The 2434-nt window shown below is 41.9% G+C and carries 1 protein-coding gene, 1 tRNA gene and 1 pseudogene; all 3 read right to left on the bottom strand.

The window, feature by feature from the left end; translation table 11 throughout:
* Positions 1-113: pseudogene (locus J536_RS26350) on the bottom strand (hypothetical protein); the annotation flags it as partial.
* Positions 114-480: 367 nt separating this feature from the next.
* A tRNA-Ser gene (locus J536_RS23620) sits at positions 481-570 on the bottom strand.
* Positions 571-655: 85 nt separating this feature from the next.
* Positions 656-2434, bottom strand: a 1779-nt coding sequence (locus J536_RS23615; protein ID WP_032064149.1) for an NADPH-dependent 2,4-dienoyl-CoA reductase, incomplete at its 5' end; no start/stop codon positions are given.

Genomic DNA, 2434 nt, shown 5'->3' with positions numbered 1-2434 from the left:
CCAGCCTCTACAGCTTCTGCTCCAGCCGCTTCCATTGCATCTACAGCACTCTCCTGTACTTCAGCATCTACAGCCTGTATTTTTGCTGCATATGTATTTGAAAGATTCATCATAAGAAAAATTGCAAAAAAGAACTTACTACTGTGATTTATTAAATTCATGAATTATCCATATCTCTTAATTTAAATTTGGTACATATCAGTCAATTTTACTTTGCAAGTTAGTGATGCAAAGGAATTAGTATTATAAGGAGCTATTCTACCCATAATTATACATATAGCAGCAATAGTTGCCCCGAAAGAATTCATCAAACAATTACAAGATATTGACCATTATGATGGTGCATTAACTACACAATATAAAATTAAACTGAAATCAAAATCTGTCTAACGCAATCCAAATTTTTATGTGGGGTAGAATGAGGGGTAAAATAATAGATATAAAAAAAAGCCCCAGCTTTTAACAGGGGCTTTTCGAATTTGGCGGAAGCGGTGAGATTCGAACTCACGGAGGACTCACACCCTCGTCGGTTTTCAAGACCGGTGCATTAAACCGCTCTGCCACGCTTCCATGTGCGTAAGAATACAAAGCTTATTCATTTTATTCAAGAAAAATATCATCGCTTTGTGTTCAAGTGCGTATTGTTTCATCAATTTTACAGTTGGGCAGCCAATTCTGCTCCTTCTTTGATCGCACGCTTGGCATCTAGCTCTGCTGCAAGCTTTGCACCACCAATAATATGATAGTTCGCTATAGTCGACTCACCTTCTTTTGGCATCAAGTCTTTTACCGACTCTTGACCTGCACACACCACAACCGTATCTACACGTAAAAGTTGATCTTGCCCATTGTGCTCAATCCAAAGCCCTTCATCAGTGACTGCTTTATATTGCACACCACGCAGCATACGTACGCCATGCTTTTTAAGCTGTGCACGATGGACCCAACCTGAAGTTTTGCCTAGACCAATACCAAGTGGTGTGGTTTTACGTTGCAATAAATAAATTTCACGGATCGCTGGTTCAACGACTGGCGGCTGCATCCCCCCTTCAGAAACATAATTCGGATCTGGGTCTACACCCCATTCACGTTGCCAGTCGGCTAAAGGTTGAGGCTGTGGTTGATGTGGCGGTTTAAGTAAAAATTCTGACACGTCAAAACCAATACCACCCGCACCAATCACTGCAACCTTTTGCCCGACTTCTGCCCCTTTCAAAACTTGAGCATACGAAAGGACTTGTGGTGCGTCACTTCCTTCAATTTTTAATGCGCGAGGGATTACACCAGTTGCAACAATTACTTCATCAAAACCTTCACGTTCAAGTTGTTCACGATTTACGCGAGTATTTAAACGTACGTCCACCCCTGTTTTTTCGAGTTGGACTTTAAAGTAGCGGATCGTCTCGTGAAATTCTTCTTTGCCTGGTACAACTTTGGCAAAGTTAAATTGACCGCCTACATCCGATGTTGCTTCAAACAAAGTGACTGCATGACCACGACTTGCCGCAACAGTTGCCGCCGACATACCCGCTACTCCACCGCCCACAACTGCAATTCGCTTAGGCTGTTTAGTCTTTAAATAGACCAGTTCTGTTTCATGGCCTGCACGTGGGTTAACCAAACAAGATACACGCTTATTTTTAAAAGCATGGTCTAAACAGGCTTGGTTACATGCAATACAGGTATTAATTTCATCAACACGGTTAGTCGCAGTTTTATTTACCCAAAATGCATCGGCCAATAAAGGACGCGCCATTTGAACCATATCTGCTTTACCAGTTGCCAAAATTTCTTCGGCAGTTTCAGGCATGTTAATACGGTTTGAAGCAATAATCGGAATAGAAATATGCTGTTTTACATGAGCAGTGTAGTCAACAAAAGCTGCACGAGGCACAGATGTTACAATGGTCGGCACACGAGCTTCATGCCAGCCAATGCCGGTATTTAATAAAGTCACACCTGCTTTTTCTAAAGCTTTGGCTACAGTCACCACCTCTTGCATGGTGTTACCGTCATGGACTAAATCGAGTAAAGACAAGCGGAAACAGATAATAAATTTCTCACCGACTTTGGCACGAATCGCTTTAACAATCTCGACTGGAAAGCGCATACGGTTTTCAATTTCACCACCCCAACGGTCAGTACGCTGGTTCACGTGGCGACTTAAAAACTGGTTAATGAGATAACCTTCCGAGCCCATAATTTCGACACCGTCATAACCTGCTTTTTTAGCGATATCGGCGCACTGAGCGTAATCTTCTATTGTGCTCAGAATATTTTTTTCAGAAAGCTGGCGTGGTTTAAAAGGTGAAATTGGAGATTTAATTGCAGTTGAAGACACAACAAATGGCTGGTAACCGTAGCGACCTGCATGCAAAATTTGCATTAAGATTTTTGAACCATGTTTATGCACAGCATGTGTAACCAGACGATG

It is taken from the genome of Acinetobacter sp. 809848 (assembly GCF_000581275.1).
GTDB lineage: Bacteria > Pseudomonadota > Gammaproteobacteria > Pseudomonadales > Moraxellaceae > Acinetobacter > Acinetobacter pittii.
This window is presented reverse-complemented; position numbering and strand designations above follow the sequence as displayed.